The following is an 18,866-nucleotide window of genomic DNA, read 5'->3' as shown; positions in this document are numbered from 1 at the left end:
CGGAGCTACGCGCTCAGGCCGAACGGTAACGCGGGAACGCACCCGCACCGGCGTACCGCGCCGCGTCGGCCAGCTCCTCCTCGATGCGCAGGAGCTGGTTGTACTTGGCGACCCGGTCGGAGCGGGCCGGGGCGCCGGTCTTGATCTGGCCGCAGCCGGTGGCCACCGCCAGGTCGGCGATGGTGGTGTCCTCGGTCTCACCGGAGCGGTGGCTCATCATGCACTTGAAGCCGGCCCGGTGGGCCAGGTCCACCGCGTCCAGGGTCTCGGTCAGCGAACCGATCTGGTTGACCTTCACCAGCACCGCGTTGGCGGCCTTCTCGGTGATGCCGCGAGCGATCCGCTGCGGGTTGGTGACGAAGAGGTCGTCGCCGACGATCTGGATCCGGTCGCCGACCGCCGCGGTCAGGGTGGCCCAGCCGCTCCAGTCGTCCTCGGAGAGCGGGTCCTCGATGGAGACGATCGGGTAGTCGCCGATGAGCTTGGTGTAGTAGTTGCTCATCTCCTCGGCGGTCTTCGGGCTGCCCTCGAAGGTGTAGGTGCCGTTGTCGAAGAACTCGGTGGCGGCGACGTCGAGGGCGAAGACGATGTCGGTGCCCAGCCGGTAGCCGGCCTTCTCCACCGCCTCGGCGATCAGGTCCAGCGCGGCGGCGTTGGTGGGCAGGTTCGGGGCGAAGCCGCCCTCGTCGCCGAGGCCGGTCGAGAGGTTCTTCTTCTTCAGCACCGACTTGAGCGCGTGGTAGACCTCGGCGCCGGAGCGCAGCGCGTCGCGGAAAGTGGGCGCGCCGATCGGCGCGATCATGAACTCCTGGACGTCGACGTTGGAGTCGGCGTGCGCGCCACCGTTGAGGATGTTCATCATCGGCACCGGCAGCAGGTGCGCGTTCGGGCCGCCCAGGTAGCGGAACAGGCTCAGCTCGGCGCTGCCCGCGGCGGCCTTCGCGATCGCCAGGGAGACGCCGAGGATGGCGTTGGCGCCGAGCTCGGCCTTGTTGTCCGTGCCGTCGAGGTCGAGCATCTTCTGGTCGATCAGCCGCTGCTCGCTGGCCTCGTACCCGATGAGCTGGTCGACGATCCGGTCCTCGATGTTCGAGACGGCCTTCTCGACGCCCTTGCCCTGGTAGCGGTCCGCGTCACCGTCACGCAGCTCGATCGCCTCGAAGGCGCCGGTGGAGGCGCCGGAGGGCACGGCGGCGCGGGCGATCGTGCCGTCGTCGAGCCCGACCTCGACCTCGACCGTCGGGTTGCCCCGCGAGTCCAGAATCTCCCGGGCGACGATTCCCTCGATGGTTGCCACTGAGTCGCTCCTCGTTTGTGTGTTCCGGTCCGGTATGGGCCGCGACGGTGCGGCTGAGGCAGGTGTTGAACGCAGCGTATCGGGCGACGGTCGAGCGCACGTCGTGGCCCGGCGCACCCCGAACGGGCCGGAGCGACGTCGGCCACCCCGCCACGACGGACATTCCCGGATTCTCGGGCGTCAACCGGCAACGGGTTTGCGAGAGGTTGCCCCGATCGACAAGGCTGGGCGACATGCCCGCCGCCTCGACCACTCTCCGCGTGCTCGCCACCTCGGTCATCGCGTCGCTGACGGTCACCGGGTGTCAGGCGCTCGACGACGCCGGACAGGCCCTCGGCCGCGCCGACCTGGTCAACGACCTGGCGGCCCGGATGGACCGGGCGCTGGAGCAGACCTGGGCCGCCGACTACCAGCTCCCCGGTGGGAAGACCGCCTCGATCGCCCAGACGGCGGACCCGCTCCGGTCGGCGTACACCTGGCCCGCCGGCAAGATCACGGTGACCCAGGAGGCCGTCACCACCTGCGCGATCGCCGCCGGCCGGACCTCGTGCACCGTGGTGCCCCCGGTGCTCACCGCCGGCAAGCCGTCGGTCGCCGTCTACACGGAGGCCGGCAAGCTCGGCCTGGTCACCCCGCCGGCCGTGATCAGACTGCTCACCGCCGCGGCCCTCGACCCGGAGGCGACCATCACACAGAGCGACACCACGCTCTCCGGACACCACGCCACCTGCGTCGACGTCACCAGCTCCGGCGACCGGTTCAACGCCTGCGTCACCACCGAGGGGGTGCTCGGCAGCTTCACCGGCACCCTCGACGGCAAGCCGGCGGAGGTGGCGCTGACCGGCTACACCGAGACGGTCGATCCGGCCGCCTTCCACGTGCCGCCCGGCGCGGGCGTCGTGGACCGCCGCAGCGCGTCGTCCTGACCGCAGCGGCGCCTCCGACCCCTCACCGCCGGAGCCGGCGCTTCCGACGCGGGTGACCTCATCTGGCGCGGGCCAGCCGTTCGCCGACCGCCGCGGCGACGAGAAGCGCCGCGAGCACGCCGAGCGCTGCCGCCGGCGGCAGCACCCGCCCGACGGCCGGAACCGCACGTCGTCGGCCCGGGACGCGATCAGCTGCGGAGGAACGCGAGCAGATCCTTGTTGACCTGATCCTGGTGGGTCGAAGTGATGCCGTGCGGCGCGCCCGGGTAGTAGATGTCCTGCGCGTTCCGGACGAGCTGGGCGGTCTTCCGCGCCGAGTCCTTCACCGGGACGATCTGGTCGTCTTCGCCGTGCAGCACGAGCGTGGGGACGTCGAACTTGGCGAGGTCGTCCCGGAAGTCCGTCTCCGAGAACGCCTTGATGCTCTCGTACGCGTTCCACAGCCCGGCCTGCATGCTCCACAGCCAGAACTGGTCGAGGATCCCCTTCGAGACCTTCGCGCCGGGCCGGTTTGCGCCGTAGAACATCTGCGCCAGGTCCTGGTAGAACTGCGACCGGTCCTTGACCAGGTTCGCGCGCAGCTCGTCGAACACGCTGGTCGGGAGGCCCTCCGGGTTGTCCGGGGTCTGCACCATGATCGGCGGTACGGCCGAGATGAGCACCGCCTTGGCGACCCGGCCGGTGCCGTGCCGGCCGACGTAGCGGGCCACCTCGCCGCCGCCGGTCGAGTGGCCGATCAGCGTGGCGTCCCGCAGGTCGAGCGCCTCGATGACCGCGGCGAGGTCGTCGGCGTACCCGTCCATGTCGTTTCGGGTGCCGGCCTGGCTGGACCGGCCGTGGCCGCGACGGTCGTGGGCGACCACCCGGAAGCCGTTGTGCGCCAGGAAGTGCATCTGCCCGTCCCACGCGTCCGCGCTGAGCGGCCAGCCGTGGGAGAAGGTGACGACCGGACCCTCGCCCCAGTCCTTGTAGTAGATGTCCGTGCCGTCGCTGGTCGTGATGAAACTCATGCCGCTACCTTCCTGGTCACAGCCGTGGGGTGCGGACGACCGAGCCGCGCGCGCCGTGTCGCCGCAGGCCAGCAGGGGGAGGGTCGACTTCACCCGATGCTAGGCCGGCCCTCGGCCGGGGGACGGCCGGTTCACCGAAACGCGCTGCGAGCGAAGGGGGAGGGCCCCGACCGGTCGTTGCCGATCGGTCTCCATCGCCACGTCCACCACCGCGAACCCCACCCGTTAGGGTCGTACGGATGTCGGTCCCCCAGCCCGTCCGCGCAGGCTTCCTGCCGGGATCGGACGCCACCGTCCCGCCCGGCCCCGACGACCTGGCCCTGCCGGTGGCCGGCCGCCGGCTGCTGACCGCGCCGGACGGGGCCTTCCCCCGGGTCGCCGACCTGCCGCCGGAAACCCGCTGGGTGCCACTGGGCACGCTCGACGGGGTACCCGCCTGGGGCGCCGAGGTGATCCCGGGCGAGGACGACGGAGGGCGCTGGCGCAGCTGGCGCGCGCTCGCCGCCGAGCTGCCCGAACCGCTCGCCACGCTCGCCGGTCGGGCGCTGGCGGTGCTCACCTGGCGGCGTACCCACCGCTGGTGCGGCGCCTGCCGGGCGGAACTGGCCGACGTGCCCGGCGAGACGGCCCGCCGCTGCCCCGGCTGCGATCTGTACGTCCCGATGGGGCTCTCCGCCGCCGTGCTCACCGCGATCACCCGCCCCGGCCCGGCCGGTGGCACCGACGAGCTGCTGCTCGTCCGGCACGCGTACGGGCCGACGGAGCTCTGGGCGCTGGTCGCCGGCTTCCTGGAGGCGGGCGAGTCGCTGGAGGCGGCGGTGCACCGGGAGGTGGCCGAGGAGGTCGGGCTGGCCGTCGGCCGGGTCACCTACTTCGGCAGCCAGCCCTGGGCGATGTCCGGGCCGGGGACGCTGCTGGCCGGCTTCACCGCCACCGCCGCCGACCCCACGGCCGAGCCGGTGGTCGACGGGCGGGAGCTGGTGCAGGCGCGCTGGTTCCCACTGGACGCGCTGCCGGCGGAGCTGCCGCCGGCGTACTCGATCTCCCGCTGGCTGATCGACGCGACGGTGACCGCCGCGCGGCGCTGAGCCCGTGCGGCGCCCGCGGCCTCAGGCCGAGGCCAGGTGAAGGGCGCCGCCCGCAGGTGCTCCGGCGGCTCAGACACCGAGCAGGGTACGCAGGTGCCGGGGCGGCGGGCAGTCGTGCGCCAGCATCGCGTCGTGCCACTCGCGCACCGGCACCCCGTCCGGGCGGGACCGGGCGATGTCGGCCATCTCGCTGTAGCCGACGAAGTAGGTGGAGAGCTGGGTGGAGGTGAGCAGCGCCCGGCGCCATTTGCCGGCCGCCTCGCCCTCCTCCTGGAAGCCGCGCCCGGTCATCAGCGCCATCGCCTCCGACTCGGGCAGCTCCTCGCAGTGCACGAGCTGGTCGAGCAGCGCGTTGATGGTCATCCGGAGCTGCATCTTGAGCTGCTGCAACCGCACCGGCAGGCCGCCGAAGCCGAGGCCGGCCATCAGCTCCTCGGTGTAGACCGCCCAGCCCTCGACGAACACACCGGACTCGGTCAGCGCGCGGACCCGGGTGGGGCCGGCGTACCGGCGGGCGTGGGCGAGCTGGAGGAAGTGGCCGGGCATCGCCTCGTGCACGGTCAGGTTGCGGATCATGTGGTCGTTGTACTCGCGGTAGAACGACTCGACCCGGTGCGCCGGCCAGTCCGCCGGGGTGGGCGCGATGCAGTAGAAGGTCGGCAGGTCGGCCGTCTCCAGCGGGCCCGGCGAGTCGCAGTACGCCACCGCGACGCCCCGGGCGAACTCCGGCATCTCCTGGATCACGCACGGGTCGTCGATCAGGGTGATCAGGTCGTGCGCGCGAACGAAGTCGCTCGCCTCGTCCAGGGTGACCGAGGCGAGGTCCACGATGGAGTTGTCGTCCGGGTGCTCGGCGGCGAGCAGGTCCAGCGCGCGGCGCACCGTCCCGTCGTCGGCCGGACCGCCGACCAGCTCGACGGCCGCCTCGCGGATCTCCGCGGTGACCCGCTCCAGGTTGGCCCAGGCCCGGCGCTGCACCTCGGCGGCGCTGAGCTCGGTGTCGAGGGTGTGCCAGAGCCGCGCCTCCCAGCGGCGCCGGCCCAGCCGCGGGTCGCGCCCGGGCCCGGAGTCGGCGGCCAGGCCCATCCGCAGCCAGGCCACGAACTCTTCCAGCGCGGCGATCGCGTCGATCGCGACCGGCTCGATCCGGCCGTACAGCCCCGGCGCCTCGGCCAGCAGCCGGGGCACCTCGTCGCGGATCAGCGCCGCCGTCCCGGTGAACTGCCCGACCGCCGTCTCGGCGTGGATCCGCGGCATGTCGCGCAGCGTGGCGCGCGCGGTCGCCAGGGCGTCCGGTACGTCCGACAGCCGCCCGGCCAGGTGGGTCAGCCGCTCCTCGACGGGCGCGTACGGGCGGGCGAGCAGCGCGTGCAGCAGCGGGCCCGGGTTGTGCCGCAGCGGGTCCCACTCGTGCGCGCGGATCTCCGTCGACTCGAAGAGCGCCCGGTCGACGAGGCTGCTCAGCAGCGCGTGGTCGACGCCCTCCTCCAGGTCGAGCGAGTCCGGGTCGATCTCGGAGAGCGCGTCGGCGGCCTCCTTGAGCATCCCCTGGTCCGCCGCGACCGCGTCCGCGGAAAGGTCCGGCAGCCGGTCGTCGTACCGGTGGTCCCCGGCCGACGTGGCCAGCCCCGGCCGGCTCTCCAGCAACGCTTCGACGATCCGCTCAGCGAGCGGCACGAACGACTCCATCCCTCGACCCTACCGACCGACCCCGACGTCGGCCCTCCCTCAGCTGATCATGACGTTGTCGTCACGACACGCCGTGCCGGACGACAACACCTTCATGGTCAACTGGGCGGGTTGGTGCGGGCCTCGCGTTCGGCGGTGCGGACGGCTTCGGCGTAGGCGAGGGTGGTGCGGCGGAGGGCGGCCTCGGGGTCGATTCCGGCCTCGCGGGCGGCCGCGACGGTGGAGAGGAGGCTGGCGCCGAGTCTGGCCTCGGGGTCGACCTGGGAGTCGGCGAGCGGTGGCGGGACGGCGAGGCCGACCCGGGCGGCGCGATCGAGGATCTTGGCGGCCAGGGCGAGGGCGGGCTGGCTCAGCGCGATGCCGTCCAGCACCGACTCGCGGGCCTTCTCGGCGCGCTTGATCCGCTCCCAGTTCGCCTCGATCTCCTCCAGCGAGCCAGTCTGCGCGCCCGAGAAGACGTGCGGGTTGCGGCGGACCATCTTGTCGACCAGCCCGCCGGCCACGTCGTCGACGTTCCACCGCTCGCCCTCGGGCAGATCCTCGGCGAGCCGGGCGTGCAGCAGCACCTGGAGCAGCACGTCGCCCAACTCCTCGCGGAGGGCGTCGGTGTCGTCCGCGCTGATCGCGTCGTACGCCTCGTAGCACTCCTCCAGCAGGAAGCCGGCGAGACTCCGGTGGGTCTGCGCGAGCTTCCACGGGTCACCGCCCGGCGAGGCCAGCCGGTCCATCACCTCGACCGCGTCCAGCAGCCGAGCGCCCGGTGGATCCCAGGAGCCGTACATCAGCTCCAACTCGGCCAGGCCCGGCTCCCGGGCCAGCCGCAGTCCCAGCTCCCGGGCCAGCGCCTCGTCGCCGGCCGGGCCGGCCAGCCAGACCGCCGTGCCGTGCGCGGCCACCGCGTCCAGCAACGCCTGGGTCGCGCCTCCGCCGACCCGCACCGAGACCTCGGCGCCCGCCGAGCGGACCGCCGCCGTCAGCGCGCTCTCCACGCCCGCCAGCACCGGAGCGGACCGTACGACGTCCCAGGCGGCCGCGGTCAGCAGGCCGGCCGGCAGCCGGGGCGAGGTGACCAGCAGGACGATCCGCGCGGACATGCTCAGGAGGCCGCCTGCTCGGTCGCCTCGGTGGCCACCGGCTCCGGCGTGGAGATGTCGGTCACCTGGCCGTTGCCGTCGACGTACGGCAGGTCGTACTGGTGGAGGCCGTTCTGGGTCTGCAGCAGCGCCGGGATCTCCAGCGCCGCGAAGCGCGGGTTGACCGTGACGTCGAGCTTCTCGACCTCGTCCTGGAGCGCCGCGCTCACCGCGGAGACCTGGCGGGTGAACGGCGCCTGCTCGAACTGCTGGCGCTGCTCGTCGGCGGACCAACCGGCCGGGGCCACACCTGCCTTGACCAGCGCGTCGTAGAGATCGCCGCGCGAGTCGTCGGTCAGCTCGGCCGGCGGCAGCCCCGCCTCCAGGCCCAGGTAGAGGTCGTACCACTCGGCGGCGAGCTTCGCGTACTCGGTGTTCGGCACGCGCAGCTCCCGGCCGATCTGCTCGGCGCTGAGCTGGTCCGCCACCTGGACCTTCCGCTCTGTGGCGATCCGCTTGCCCAGGTCGATGCCGACCAGCAGGTTGAGGATGTCCTGCCGATCCACGTTCAACTTCAGCTGCTCCGGCGCGGGGGTCGCCCCCTGCTGCGCGGGGGCGGCCTTCATCGCCTCCGCGTACGCCACCTGGGCCTCGTCGAGGATGGCGTCCACCCGGTCGACCGAGTAGGTCCGGTCACCCACGTACGCGGCGACGTCCGGCGCCGACCGTCCGCAGGCGGCGAGGGGGAGCACAGCGAGGGCCGCGACGCTGGCGGCGGCGATGAGACGGCGAGCACGCATGCCGGTCACTCTCTCACGCCCGCCACGCGGCTGTGACGCCACCCACCGGGCCCGCTCACCGGGCCCCCGCCAGGGCCGGCTCGCCCGTCTCACCTTCCGCTCGCCACTGCGGGGCGGGCAGAACCGGCCCGCTCCTCGGGCTCGCCCAGCACGTCCTTGAGGAGCTGGGCGCACCACTCCAGGAGGGCCTGGTCGCGCAGCGGCTCGCCGCCGACCCGGCGGGTGCTCGGGCGCGGGACGCTGACCTGGTCCGCGGCCTGCTTGTAGACCGAGTCCGGGTGGTAGCGCTTGAGCCGGAGCTGCTTCGAGTCCGGCAGCGGCAGCGGGCCGAACCGGAGGTGCTTGCCCTGCATCGAGACGTCGGTGAGGCCGTACCGGCGGGCCAGCAGCCGGAACCGGGCCACCGCGACCAGGTTCTGCACCGGGGCTGGCGGCTCGCCGTACCGGTCGGTCATCTCCGCGACCACCTCGCTCAGCCGCTCCTCGTCGCGCGCCTCGGCGAGCTTGCGGTACATCTCCAGGCGCAGCCGCTCCACGCCGACGTAGTCGTGCGGCAGGTGCGCGTCGACCGGGAGGTCGATCTTGACGTCGGCCTCCTCCTCGGGCTGCTCGCCCTTGAACGCCGAGACCGCCTCGCCGACCATCCGGATGTACAGGTCGAAGCCGACGCCCTCGATGTGGCCGGACTGCTCGCCGCCGAGCAGGTTGCCGGCGCCCCGGATCTCCAGGTCCTTCATCGCCACGTACATGCCGGCGCCCAGCTCGGTGTGCTGGGCGATGGTGGCCAGCCGCTCGTGCGCGTGCTCGGTGAGCGGCTTCTCCGGCGGGTAGAGGAAGTACGCGTACGCCCGCTCCCGGGCCCGGCCGACCCGGCCGCGGATCTGGTGCAGCTGGGCCAGGCCGAGCAAATCGGCCCGCTCCACGATCAGGGTGTTGGCGTTCGGGATGTCGATGCCGGACTCCACGATCGTGGTGCAGACCAGGACGTCGAACTCCTTCTCCCAGAAGCCGACCATGACCTTCTCCAGCGCGTCCTCGCCCATCTGACCGTGCGCCACCGCGACCCGCGCCTCGGGCACCAGCTCCCGGATCCGGCGGGCCGCCCGGTCGATCGACTCGACCCGGTTGTGCAGGTAGAAGACCTGCCCGTCGCGGAGCAGCTCCCGGTGGATGGACGCCGCCACCTGCCGGTCGTCCTGCGCCCCGACGAAGGTCAGCACCGGGTGCCGCTCCTCCGGCGGGGTGGCGATGGTGGACATCTCCCGGATGCCGGTGATCGCCATCTCCAGCGTCCGCGGGATCGGCGTGGCCGACATGCTCAGCACATCGACCGAGGCGCGAAGCGTCTTCAGGTGCTCCTTGTGCTCGACGCCGAACCGCTGCTCCTCGTCGATGATCACCATGCCGAGCTGCTTGAACCGGGTCGCCGTCTGGAGCAGCCGGTGGGTGCCGATGACGATGTCGACGGTGCCGTCGGCGACCATCTCCAACGTCCGCTCGCTCTCCTTCGGCGTCTGGAACCGGGACAGCTGCCGGATGGTCACCGGGAACTGGCCCATCCGCTCGGCGAACGTGTTGTAGTGCTGCTGCACCAGCAGGGTGGTGGGCACCAGCACGGCGACCTGCTTGCCGTCCTGCACCGCCTTGAACGCCGCCCGGACCGCGATCTCGGTCTTGCCGTACCCGACGTCGCCGCAGATCAGGCGGTCCATCGGGACGGTCTGCTCCATGTCCCGCTTGACCTCCTCGATGGCGGCGAGCTGGTCCGGCGTCTCCTGCCAGGGGAAGGCGTCCTCCAGCTCCCGCTGCCACGGGGTGTCCGGGCCGAACGAGTGCCCCTTGGACGCCTTGCGGGCGGCGTAGAGCTGGATCAGCTGCGCGGCGATCTCGCGGACCGCCTTGCGGGCCCGGGCCTTCGACTTCTGCCAGTCCGAGCCGCCCATCTTGTGCAGGGTGGGCTGCTCGCCGCCGACGTACCGGGAGAGCTGGTCGAGCTGGTCGGTGGGGACGAAGAGCCGGTCGCCGGGCTGGCCCCGCTTGCTCGGGGCGTACTCGATGACCAGGTATTCCCGGGAGGCGCCGTTGACGGTGCGCTGCACCAGCTCGACGTACCGGCCGATGCCGTGCTGCTCGTGCACGACGTGGTCGCCGGCCTTCAGCTCCAGCGGGTCGATGGTGTTGCGCCGCCGGCTCGGCATCTTGCGCATGTCCCGGGTGGAGGTGCCCCGGCCGCCGGTGACGTCGTTGCCGGTGAGCAGCACGAACCGGGACGCCTCGTCGACGAAGCCGGCGGTCAGGCAGCCGCAGCTCACCAGCAGCTCGCCGGGGGCGGGGGCGGCCGGCACCTCCTCGGCGAGCCGGGCGCCGAGGCCGGCGTCGCGGAGCACCTCGACGGCCCGCTGGGCGGGGCCGTGCCCCTCGAAGACCAGCGCGATCGACCAGCCCTCGCCGGCCCAGCGCTTCAGGTCGTCGACCACCCGCGCGGTTTCGCCGTGGTAGAGCGGCGCGGGCTGGGCGGCCAGGGACACCGCGATCGCGTCGTCGGGAGTGACGTCGACCTCGGTCGGCGCGTCCTCCCAGGGCTGCCGGGCCGGGGCGGTGGCGTCCGCCTCGACCAGGCCGAACGGCGCGAGGGTCCACCAGGGCTGGCGCAGGGCGCGGGCCGCCGTGCGTACGTCGGCCAGGGTCTTGAAGGCGGCGGCGCCGAGGTCGACCGGGGCCTGGCCGCCGACGGCGGCCGCGGCCCAGCTCGCCTGGAGGAACTCCTCGGAGGTACGCACCAGGTCGTGCGCCCGGGTGCGGATCCGCTCCGGGTCGCAGAGCAGCACGTGGGTGCCGGCCGGCATGCAGTTCACCAGCAGTTCCAGGCTCTCGTTGCCGAGCAGCGCCGGGACCAGCGACTCCATCCCCTCGACCGGGATGCCCTCGGCCAGCTTGTCGAGGATCTCGGCCAGCTCCGGGTGCTCCTGGGCCAGGGCGGCGGCCCGCTTGCGGACCGCCGGGGTGAGCAGCAGTTCCCGGCAGGGCGGCGCCCAGAGCTGCGGCACGCCCTCGATGGTGCGCTGGTCGGCGACGGCGAAGGTGCGGATCTCCTCCACCTCGTCGCCCCAGAACTCGACCCGGGACGGGTGCTCGTCGGTGGGCGGGAAGACGTCCAGGATGCCGCCGCGGACGGCGAACTCGCCCCGCTTGGTGACCAGGTCGACCCGCGCGTACGCCATGTCGATGAGCCGGCGGGCGACCTCCTCCAGGTCCGCCTCCTCACCGGCGGTGAGCTGCACCGGCTCCAGGTCGCCGAGCCCCTTGAGCTGGGGTTGCAGCAGCGACCGGACGGGCGCCACGACCACCCGCAGCGGCCCGGTACGCCCGTGCAGGTCGGCCGAGCCGGGGTGCGCCAGCCGGCGCAGCACCGCCAGCCGCCGCCCGACGGTGTCGGAACGCGGGGAGAGCCGCTCGTGCGGCAGCGTCTCCCAGGACGGGAAGACCGCCACCTGCTCCGCCGGGAGCAGGCTGCCCAGCGCCGAGGCGAGGTCCTCGGCCTCCCGGCTGGTGGCGGTGACGGCGAGCACCGGCCGACCGGCGCCCCCGCCGCCGACGGCGCCGTCGGGCTCGGCCGCGACCGCGGCGACCGCGAACGGGCGCAACGCCGCCGGGGCGGTCAGGTCGAGCCCGTCGACCTGAGCGGCACCGGAGCGCGCCAGGTCACGCGCCCGGGCCAGCCCGGGGTCGGCCAGGGCGGCGGAGAACAGTCCGGTGAGCATGTGATCACTTCCAAGGATGTCGCCGGGCCGGCGCGGGGCGTGGCACACGACAGATGCCCCGCGTCCGGACGGACGGGGGGTCCACGTCTGCCAGCTTATCTCCGCCCGCCGACCTTCTCCCCCTTCCCGCGCCCCCACCATCCCCACGCGCCGACCCCGCCGCGCCCCCGCTCACTGCCCGCCTGCGCGCCTCCACCGCCAAGATCCGCGCAACTTCGGGGAAAGAGTGGTCATTCCGCGCCCGGAGGTCACTCTTTCCGTGAAGTTGTGCGGATCTTGACCGGGCGGACGGATCTTGACCGATGCGGGCGGGCGTGATCGGGTCGGGGCATGGCAGAGCAGTGGCGGGCGCGGTTCGACGCGGAGGTCGACTTCGCCAACGGTGGAGGGCTGCGGACCGAGGGCTTTCGGCTGGACATCCCGGGCCCGGAGATCAGCGACGACGACCTGGGCATCCTCTTCGTCCGGCACCTCGGGCTGCTGATGGTGGCCGACGTCCGGATCACCGAGAAAACGATCATCAAGGAGCCGCACAAGGGCGGCCGTGGCGTGGTGACCGGCGCGCCGACCGGCCGGCGCCTGGTGGAGCTGAGCCACGTGATCCGCGACGGCATGACCACGCTGCCGGGCTGGCCGGCGCCCCGGATCACCGAGTGGCTGACCCGGGAGGCGTCCCGGGCAAACTACGCCCCCGGGACCGAGTTCCACGTCGCCCGCGTCGACATGATCGCGAACACCGGCACCTACCTCGACACGCCCGCGCACCGCTGGGCCGACGGCCCCGACCTGACCGGTACGCCGCTGGACCGCCTCGCCGACCTGCCCGGGCTGGTGGTCCGGGTGCCGGCCGGCACCCGCGCGGTGGACCCGCTGCTGCTGGCCCCGTACGAGGTGGCCGGGCGGGCGGTGCTGCTGCACACCGGCTGGGACGCGCACTTCGGCACCGACCGGTACGCCGGACCCGAGGCGCCGTACCTGACAGGGGACGCCGCCCGCGCCCTGGTGGACGCCGGCGCCGCTCTGGTCGGCATCGACTCGATCAACATCGACGACATGAGCCCGGCGGCTGCCGGCGAGCGCCCGGCGCACAGCGCGCTGCTGGCGGCCGGCGTGCCGATCGTGGAGCACCTGACCGGCCTGGACGCGCTGCCGCCGACCGGCTTCCGGTTCACCGCCGCCCCGCCGCGGGTGGCCGGCATGGGCACCTTCCCGGTCCGCGCGTTCGGGGTTGTCGAGGGCTGAGCCGCGTACGGGGGGACGGCCCGGCCGGGTCACGGCGTGGCGGCCGTCCGGCTCTCCATCGCCCGGAGGAGATGTCCCAGGCCACCGTGGATCCGGGCGAACTCGAGGTGGTTGACGTAGTCGCGGGAGGCGACGATCTGGCCGTCGCGTACCCGCAGGACGAAGACGCACGGCACCTCGAACGGGTTGCCCGCGCCGTCGCCCCGATAGACGAACTCGACGACGACGACCTCCGGGTCGGTCGTCTCGTGGAGGTGAATGTCCTCGGCACGGAACCCGGCGAGGACCGGCGTGCCGGCCGGGATGCCGTTGGCGAAGTGCTCGCGCACGTCCTCCCGGGTCAGCAGCGGCGTGTCACCGAGTGGCGCCATCGGGTGCGCGACGTGGGTTCGCTCGGCGTACAGCGCCGCGAGCCGGTCGATCTGGGCGCGGTCTCCGGTGACGAGGGCGACGACGCCGTCGAGCAGACGGTGGGCGACGTCGCGGGGGATGAGCGGTTCGGGCATGATGACTCCGAATAGTTAAGTGGAGTAGATACTCCGAATATACGGAGCAGCAACTCCGTTTATCAAGGGGGGATCCGATGCGCAGTGACGCCCGGGCCAACCGGGACCGCCTGCTCGCCGCCGCCGAGGAGGTGTTCGGCGAGGCCGGCGCCGGCGCCGCCACGGACGAGATCGCCCGCCGCGCCGGCGTCGGCATCGGCACGTTGTTCCGGCACTTCCCCACCAAGCAGGACCTGATCGAGGCCACCCTGCTGCGCCACCTGGGACTGCTCGTCGACGAGGCGCACCGGCTGGCCGACGACGCCCCGCCGGGCGAGGCGCTGAGCACGATGATCAGGACGATGGTGTCGGGTGCGCCGGCGAAGGTCGCACTGTTCGGTCTCCTGTCGGCCGAAGGCGGCATGACCGCCGCCGCGATCCGGGCCTCCGGGGAGCTGCGCGCGGCGGTGGCCGACCTGCTCGTCCGGGCGCAGCAGGCCGGCATGGCCCGCGCCGACGCCAGCGTCGACGAGGTCTACCTGCTGCTGCGGGGACTCAGCCAGGCCACCACGATCGCCGGCGCAGACCCGGACACGCTGGACCGGGCCGTGCGCATCATCCTCGACGGGCTGGCCGCGCCGGCCGCCCGATGAGGCTCGGGGGCACCCGCCGCGGCCTGCTCACTGCTGCCCGCCCCGTACGACGTCGCTGGCGGTGCTGTCAGCTGGTCGCGCGGCAGCCTCCCCTGCCGTGACACCCGGTTCTCCTTCGCCTGCGACGCGAGACGGCTGTGCGAGTAGTCCGGTCTAGCCGGCGTCGATGACCGGGGCCGGGCGGGCCGCCTTCGCCGCCGCCCGCTCCCCCGCCGGCAGCCACGCCGCGCCGGCGACGAGCGTGCGGGCCTGGTTCGGGCTGAACAGGTACGTCCGCTCGCCGCCGCACTTCCCGTCCGACTCCCCCGGGTCCTTGATCCAGAGCAGCGCGGCCAGGCCGGGCCGGTCGGTCACCGGTCGAGGCGGCTCGCCGAGCGCCTGCCGCGCCGGATTGCACCACTCGTCGTCGCGGTCCGGCTCGTCCGGCGGCGGGCCGGCGCCGTTGCGGGAGGTGTCGATGACGAACTCCCGGCCACCGACCAGGTCAGACAGCTCGCGCCCCCACCGGTAGCTGTCCTCGGTGGTCTGCCGGTTCGACACGTTCACCGCGAAGCCCTCCGCCGCGGTGATGCCGGAGGCGAGCAGCCGCTCGGCGGTCTCCCCGGTCGAGCGCCACTTCGCGTGCCCGGCGTCCAGGTAGACGACGTGGCCGGCGTCGGCGAACCGCTTCGTCGCCTCGGCGATCAGCCTGCCGCGCGCGGCGTCGAAGCAGTCGGCGGCGATCGCGTCCGGCTCCATCACCACCACCGACCGGGTCCGCCCCAGCGCCCCGATCAGCTTCCCGATGTAGCTCCGGTACGCCGTCACGTCCGGGGCGCCCTCACGGAAGTTGGCGCACCCCCGGTTCGGGATCCAGTACGCCACCACCACCGGCAGCTCGCCGCGCTGCCGCGCCCGCTCGGCCAGGGTGGCGACCGCCGGCACGTCCCGCGGGTCGTTGACCCAGCGCGCCTGCGGTCGTCCGGTGATCGGGTCGAGCCAGCCGGCGCCGTGCGCGGCCTGCCAGCGGGCGGCCGCGGTGTTCCGGTCGACGTAGAGGGTGGCGTCGCGGAACGGGTGCTTCGGCGCCGCGTACCGGACCGACGGCGGGTCGGGGTGCAGCGCGGTGTCCGGCGCGTGGGAGCACGCGGCGGTCAGGGCGGCCACCAGCAGCAGGGCGGGGGCGAGTCGGCGGATCATCGCAGGTTCCACTGGTCGCTGACCCGGAACACCTGCACCCGGTCGTCACCGCTGCCGAAGCTGGCGACCGGAACGGCGTGCTTGCGGGCCTCCATCAGGGTCGGGTACTTCTCCTCCGCGTCGGCGGTGCGGTAGTACCAGTCGGGTACGACCAGGTAGTCGACCCGCTTCACCGCCTGCCTGACCGCGGGGTCCGTGTCGAGCTTGTAGACGATCACCGGGCGGGTTTGGTAGCCGTAGTGGTTCACCAGGTCCGTCCAGATGGCGTCGTGCACCACCAGGGTCTTGTCCCGGGGCACGTTGCGGGCCACCCACTCGGTGGCCGAGCGCAGCGGCGGCTCCTCGCGGACCGTCATCATCTGGCGCAGCTCGGGCGTCCACGTGACGGTCGCCACGCCGGCCAGGCCCACCAGCAGCAGGACGGAGGTGGCGACCCGGAAGCCGTACCCGAAGCCCTGCGCGGCCCGGCGGCGCAGCCAGCCGGTCGGGACCAGGCCGGGGGTGCCGGCGATCGCGCTGCCGACGCCGGCGATCAGCAGCGCGCTCCAGGGCAGCAGGTTGATCACGTGCATGAACGGCACGTAGCCGCCGCGGACCAGTACCAGCCAGCCGATGACCAGGGCGAGAGCGGCCGGGCGCAGCCGCCGGACCAGCAGCGCCAGTGGGATCGCGGCGAGGCCGAGCAGCGGCAGCCAGTGGTCGTACTGGAGCCAGTTGTGCACCTGGTGGGAGGTGGCGCTGCCGGGTTCGAGGAGTGAGCCGCTGGACGCGCGGCCGTCGAGCTGCCACCGGGCCGTGCCGAGCAGGCTGTTGTGCCCGGGCCCCTCGAACAGCTCCCCCTTGAACAGGGCGAAGAGCGGATACATCGCCATCAGCAGGAAGCCGGCGAAGCCGGCGGTGACCAGCACCTGCGGCCGGTTGCGCCGGTCCAGGTTCTGCACCATCGCCCAGCCGAACGCGGGCAGGAGCAGCAGCGTGGTCTCCTTGGTCAGCGCGGCCGTCGCGAAGGCGAGCGTCGCGCCGATGCCGGCGGCGATGCTGCGTCGCGGCGAGTACGCGAGCACGAAGGCCAGCAGCAGCCACGAGGTGACCAGGTTGTCGAGGAACGTCCACCGGCCGTAGACCACGGCCAGCGGGGACAGGCCGAAGAGCAGCACCGCCACCGAGGCGGCGACCCGGCCCAGGCCGAGCCGGCGGACCAGCACGTAGAGCAGCCCGGCGCTGACCACCTTGGCGATCAGCATGCACTCGTTGCCGAAGGCGATCGCCGAGTCGTACCGGTCGAAGCCGTCGGTCAGCGCCGCCCACGCGGCGATCTGGATCCAGCCGCCCGGCGCATGGTCGTAGAAGTAGGAGTAGGGCGAGAGCTGTCCCTCGTACCGCAGCGCCCACGCCTGGGACAGGTAGGTCCCCGGGTCGTCGATGTACCCCGGGAACGTGGACATGCCGATGGTGTGCACCGTCCCGACCAGCGCGAGCAGCGGCAGCAGCAGGGCGATGCTGCGGCCGTGCCGGGCGGCCCACACCTGCAGCCCGACGCGCGCCCGGCGGTGCGGCGGCAGCGCCCGGTCGATGTCGGCGACGGCCCGCAGGTCCAGGGTGGCGGTGTCCTCCAGGGTCCGGGTCACGCGACCGCCCCCGCCGTCACGGGCGTCCGGCCGCCGTCGCCAGCGGGCGCCGCGCCCAGGTGCGCGCCGCTGTGCGCGGTCTTCACCCAGTTGGTACGCCCCATCAGGTGCCGCAGCAGCGCCCACACCCCGGCCACCGACAGCACCACCTGGTACGGGTAGCCGCCGACGATCACGCCGAGGTGGTCGCGCAGCCGCACCTTCTGCCCGAAGGTACGGCCGAACTGGTGCAGCATCAGCACGTCCAGCGCGATGGTGAGCAGGCTGATCCCGAGCGGCACGCTGGCCAGCAGGGCGACCGCGATCGGCGACTTGTGGGCCAGCGCGAGGGCCAGCGCCACCGGCGCGAAGACCACGGAGAACGCCTGGAAGAACTGGAAGCCGAGCACGTACACGGCGAGCACCTTCTGCCACATCCGGGGCAGCGCCAGCCACTCCCGCTCGGTGAACACCTGGATGAAGCCCTGCATCCAGCGCACCCGCTGGCGGACCAGCGCGCGCAGGGTGTCCGGGGTCTCCTCCCGCGTGACCATCTCGTCCACGTAGACGACGTCGACGTCGTAGCCGAGCACCGAGGCGACCATGCCGATCTTGCAGTCCTCGGTGAGGCAGTCCTCGTCCCAGTACGCCCCGTACCGCCGGCGCAGGGCGGCCAGGAACTCGCGGCGGAAGAAGACCGTGTTACCGCCCAGCGGCATCACCTTCGTCGCCGCCTGGAGCTTCAGCCGGGACTGGAACCACTTGTAGTACTCCAGCACGTTGGCCGCCCGCCACCAGCCGGAGGTGTTGGCCCGCGCCCAGCGCCGCAGCCGGGGCAGCCGCCCGTCGGGCAGCGCCATCGCGCGCGGGTCGGCACTGAAGTTCATCAGCTGCACCCCACACTGCACGATGCCCGCGCCGGTCTTGCGAAACCGGTAGTCGACCATCCGGAGCAGATCGGGGTGGAAGAGGTCCTCGGCGTCGGCGACGCCGATCCACTCGTACCGGACGCCGAGCCGGTCCAGCTCGCGGACGGCCGCGTTCAGCCCGATCGGCTTGTTGTGCACCTCGGTGTCCTCCGGGTACGGAGCCACCAGCACCCGCCCCGGATACCGCGCCGCCTTGGCGTGCGCGATCGCCGCCGTGCCGGGGTCGTCGGGATGGTCGACGATCGGCACCACCCAGTAGTCCGGGTGGTCCAGGTTGGCCAGCCGCTCCAGGGTGTGGCCGGCGACGGCCTCCTCGTGCCGCATCGGCACCAGGATCACGCCCGGCAGCCGGGGCTCGTCGGGCTCACCGTACCGGTCGGGGTCGTTGTGCTCCGGCAGCCACCACTTGTAGAGCTGGAACGCCAGCGTGGTCACCGCGACGACCAGCATGAACAGCGACACCGTGACGAGGAAGACGTCGAGGAAGAGGACCGCCAGCAGGCTCAGCACGGCCAGCGCCGCGCCCGCCCGGGCGACCCGCCAGGCCAGCGGGGCCGGCCGCCGGTGCACCCCGCGGTGCGGGGGGCGGGAGTCGACGTCGGTCATGGTGGCGACACCTTCCTCGTGGGAGAAGGACCAGAAGCGGTCGGAGCAGTAGTTGACGGCCGTGCCGGCCACGAGCAGCCCCCAGTACGCCACGGCGGTGCCGGTGACCGGGGCGAGGAACGGGAACGCGACCAGGCTGAGCAGCGCGCTGGCGCCCCGGGCGGTCTGGAACCGCCGCCAGCGGCGGCTCCGGCGGTCGGCCCGGACGGCGGTGTGCCGGCGCCAGGTGAGCTGGTCGTGGGCGACGAAGCTGAGCTGGAGGGTGACCACGAGCTGCACCGCGTTGGCGGCCGCCGGGGCGAGGCCCTGACCGGTCAGCAGCGCCAGCAGGGCGTGGCCGACCACCGCCACGACCGCGCCGACGGCGAGGAAGAGCCACGACTCACGGGCACGGAAAAGGCTGATGACGGGAGGCACGCTGTCCTTTCGCTGCCGACACGGTGGGGCCGGGATCTCCGGTCGCGGCGACACTGCCGCGGTCGGCGGTCGGTCCCGCCGTGTGGCCGGCGGGGCCCGCTGGC

General features: G+C 73.1%; 14 protein-coding genes. 4 read left to right on the top strand and 10 right to left on the bottom strand.

All coding sequences use genetic code 11. The features are described 5' to 3' along the window. Positions 1–13: 13 nt before the first annotated feature. Positions 14–1,297, bottom strand: a complete 1,284-nt coding sequence (gene eno / locus ACTWO6_RS04570; protein WP_446218384.1) for a phosphopyruvate hydratase — start codon at positions 1,295–1,297, stop codon at positions 14–16. A 233-nt stretch (positions 1,298–1,530) separates the two neighbouring features. Between eno and ACTWO6_RS04565 the strand changes: the two genes are divergently transcribed. After that, on the top strand, positions 1,531–2,223 hold the full coding sequence (locus ACTWO6_RS04565; protein ID WP_446218383.1) for a hypothetical protein: 693 nt from the start codon (positions 1,531–1,533) through the stop codon (positions 2,221–2,223). A gap of 188 nt (positions 2,224–2,411) precedes the next feature. Here the strand turns inward: ACTWO6_RS04565 and ACTWO6_RS04560 are convergent, their stop codons facing one another. After that, positions 2,412–3,233 carry an alpha/beta fold hydrolase gene (locus ACTWO6_RS04560; protein ID WP_446218382.1) on the bottom strand — a complete coding sequence of 274 codons (822 nt, stop codon included), beginning with the start codon at positions 3,231–3,233 and terminating at the stop codon, positions 2,412–2,414. 239 nt (positions 3,234–3,472) lie between these two features. Here ACTWO6_RS04560 and nudC point away from each other — a divergent pair, with 239 nt between their 5' ends. Next, positions 3,473–4,321 (top strand): NAD(+) diphosphatase, encoded by an 849-nt coding sequence (nudC, locus tag ACTWO6_RS04555; protein ID WP_446218381.1) that lies wholly within the window; start codon positions 3,473–3,475, stop codon positions 4,319–4,321. Between the two features lie 69 nt (positions 4,322–4,390). Here the strand turns inward: nudC and ACTWO6_RS04550 are convergent, their stop codons facing one another. The 4 genes from ACTWO6_RS04550 to mfd form a co-directional block, all read right to left on the bottom strand. Then, complete coding sequence (locus ACTWO6_RS04550; protein WP_446218379.1) at positions 4,391–6,010, bottom strand: DUF885 domain-containing protein; 1,620 nt, start codon at positions 6,008–6,010, stop codon at positions 4,391–4,393. 98 nt (positions 6,011–6,108) lie between these two features. Next, positions 6,109–7,104 (bottom strand): nucleoside triphosphate pyrophosphohydrolase, encoded by a 996-nt coding sequence (locus ACTWO6_RS04545; protein ID WP_446218377.1) that lies wholly within the window; start codon positions 7,102–7,104, stop codon positions 6,109–6,111. 2 nt (positions 7,105–7,106) lie between these two features. Beyond that, positions 7,107–7,883 carry a hypothetical protein gene (locus ACTWO6_RS04540; RefSeq protein WP_446218376.1) on the bottom strand — a complete coding sequence of 259 codons (777 nt, stop codon included), beginning with the start codon at positions 7,881–7,883 and terminating at the stop codon, positions 7,107–7,109. Between the two features lie 89 nt (positions 7,884–7,972). After that, a complete protein-coding gene (gene mfd, locus ACTWO6_RS04535) occupies positions 7,973–11,644 on the bottom strand; it encodes a transcription-repair coupling factor (protein ID WP_446218375.1) in 3,672 nt (1,223 codons plus the stop codon). A 330-nt stretch (positions 11,645–11,974) separates the two neighbouring features. Between mfd and ACTWO6_RS04530 the strand changes: the two genes are divergently transcribed. Then, the gene (locus ACTWO6_RS04530; RefSeq protein WP_446218374.1) at positions 11,975–12,886 is read left to right on the top strand and encodes a cyclase family protein; all 912 of its coding nucleotides are present in this window, start codon (positions 11,975–11,977) and stop codon (positions 12,884–12,886) included. Between the two features lie 29 nt (positions 12,887–12,915). On the opposite strand, the gene ACTWO6_RS04525 is transcribed toward ACTWO6_RS04530, so the two are convergent. Continuing rightward, the gene (locus ACTWO6_RS04525) at positions 12,916–13,392 is read right to left on the bottom strand and encodes a nuclear transport factor 2 family protein (RefSeq protein WP_446218373.1); all 477 of its coding nucleotides are present in this window, start codon (positions 13,390–13,392) and stop codon (positions 12,916–12,918) included. 77 nt (positions 13,393–13,469) lie between these two features. On the opposite strand from ACTWO6_RS04525, the gene ACTWO6_RS04520 reads away from it, so the two are divergent. Beyond that, on the top strand, positions 13,470–14,024 hold the full coding sequence (locus tag ACTWO6_RS04520) for a TetR/AcrR family transcriptional regulator (protein ID WP_446218372.1): 555 nt from the start codon (positions 13,470–13,472) through the stop codon (positions 14,022–14,024). A gap of 153 nt (positions 14,025–14,177) precedes the next feature. Here the strand turns inward: ACTWO6_RS04520 and ACTWO6_RS04515 are convergent, their stop codons facing one another. From ACTWO6_RS04515 to ACTWO6_RS04505, 3 genes are read right to left on the bottom strand one after another with little or no spacing between them, the layout of a single operon-like run. Then, positions 14,178–15,203: a glycoside hydrolase family 6 protein gene (locus ACTWO6_RS04515; RefSeq protein ID WP_446218371.1), complete on the bottom strand. Its 1,026-nt coding sequence runs from the start codon at positions 15,201–15,203 to the stop codon at positions 14,178–14,180. Beyond that, entirely contained in the window at positions 15,200–16,831 is a 1,632-nt protein-coding gene (locus ACTWO6_RS04510) for a glycosyltransferase family 39 protein (RefSeq protein ID WP_446218370.1), read from the bottom strand. The genes ACTWO6_RS04515 and ACTWO6_RS04510 overlap by 4 nt, the downstream gene beginning before the upstream one ends. After that, entirely contained in the window at positions 16,828–18,762 is a 1,935-nt protein-coding gene (locus ACTWO6_RS04505) for a glycosyltransferase (protein WP_446218369.1), read from the bottom strand. The genes ACTWO6_RS04510 and ACTWO6_RS04505 overlap by 4 nt, the downstream gene beginning before the upstream one ends. Between the last annotated feature and the right edge of the window lie 104 nt (positions 18,763–18,866).

It is taken from the genome of Micromonospora sp. IBHARD004 (assembly GCF_052814115.1).
The sequence above is the reverse complement of the archived record's forward strand: the minus strand, read 5'-3'. Positions and strand labels throughout refer to the sequence as shown.

Excerpts from the sequence above, each read along its gene's own strand:
- ACTWO6_RS04520 (WP_446218372.1), top strand. The coding sequence starts at position 13,470 with ATGCGCAGTGACGCCCGGGCCAACCGGGACCGCCTGCTCGCCGCCGCC.
- ACTWO6_RS04560 (WP_446218382.1), bottom strand. The coding sequence starts at position 3,233 with ATGAGTTTCATCACGACCAGCGACGGCACGGACATCTACTACAAGGAC.
- ACTWO6_RS04550 (WP_446218379.1), bottom strand. The coding sequence starts at position 6,010 with ATGGAGTCGTTCGTGCCGCTCGCTGAGCGGATCGTCGAAGCGTTGCTG.
- mfd (WP_446218375.1), bottom strand. The coding sequence starts at position 11,644 with ATGCTCACCGGACTGTTCTCCGCCGCCCTGGCCGACCCCGGGCTGGCC.
- ACTWO6_RS04515 (WP_446218371.1), bottom strand. The coding sequence starts at position 15,203 with ATGATCCGCCGACTCGCCCCCGCCCTGCTGCTGGTGGCCGCCCTGACC.
- ACTWO6_RS04565 (WP_446218383.1), top strand. The coding sequence starts at position 1,531 with ATGCCCGCCGCCTCGACCACTCTCCGCGTGCTCGCCACCTCGGTCATC.
- ACTWO6_RS04545 (WP_446218377.1), bottom strand. The coding sequence starts at position 7,104 with ATGTCCGCGCGGATCGTCCTGCTGGTCACCTCGCCCCGGCTGCCGGCC.
- ACTWO6_RS04530 (WP_446218374.1), top strand. The coding sequence starts at position 11,975 with ATGGCAGAGCAGTGGCGGGCGCGGTTCGACGCGGAGGTCGACTTCGCC.
- ACTWO6_RS04540 (WP_446218376.1), bottom strand. The coding sequence starts at position 7,883 with ATGCGTGCTCGCCGTCTCATCGCCGCCGCCAGCGTCGCGGCCCTCGCT.
- nudC (WP_446218381.1), top strand. The coding sequence starts at position 3,473 with ATGTCGGTCCCCCAGCCCGTCCGCGCAGGCTTCCTGCCGGGATCGGAC.
- ACTWO6_RS04525 (WP_446218373.1), bottom strand. The coding sequence starts at position 13,392 with ATGCCCGAACCGCTCATCCCCCGCGACGTCGCCCACCGTCTGCTCGAC.